This is a genomic window from Streptomyces sp. SID12501 (assembly GCF_010550245.1).
In the GTDB taxonomy this organism is placed as follows: Bacteria; Actinomycetota; Actinomycetes; order Streptomycetales; family Streptomycetaceae; genus Streptomyces.
Genome location: NZ_JAAGLU010001079.1, coordinates 1 through 384, shown reverse-complemented (window position 1 = coordinate 384; position 384 = coordinate 1). Strand labels below are relative to the sequence as shown.

The 384-nt window shown below is 72.7% G+C and carries 1 protein-coding gene; it reads right to left on the bottom strand.

The genetic code is table 11. The features are described from left to right. Positions 1–384: hypothetical protein (locus G3I71_RS49910; RefSeq protein WP_164325619.1), on the bottom strand; the 384-nt coding region annotated here is incomplete at both ends.

Below are 384 nucleotides of genomic sequence, written 5' to 3'. Positions count from 1 at the left end.
GCGCCACAAGTCGGGCCCGGTCCGGCCCGGCCAGCCTCCCCGCGTCGCGCCTGTCGGAGACGGCCAGCAGCGCCAAAGTCCGCGCAACGCCGCGGCGGAGCGCTCCGGAGAACCGACCGCGGGCCGGACTGGTGGCACCCACGAGTGGATGGCTCTCGGCATCGGCATCGGCATCGGCATCAGCAGCAAGCCCGGCCTCGCTGAGAACCTCGACGGCCAGTGCGGAGAACGCCGCGAGGTCGTCCTTGGTGAGCGAGGCCCGCAGGAGAAGCCAGCTATCCTGCGGCGACGTCAGGTGCCAGCTTTCGCCGACCCGCCCGAGCATCGGCCCTTCGCCGCAGGCCAGCGCCAGGGCGGCCTCTTGTACGTCGTCGTACGAGCGGC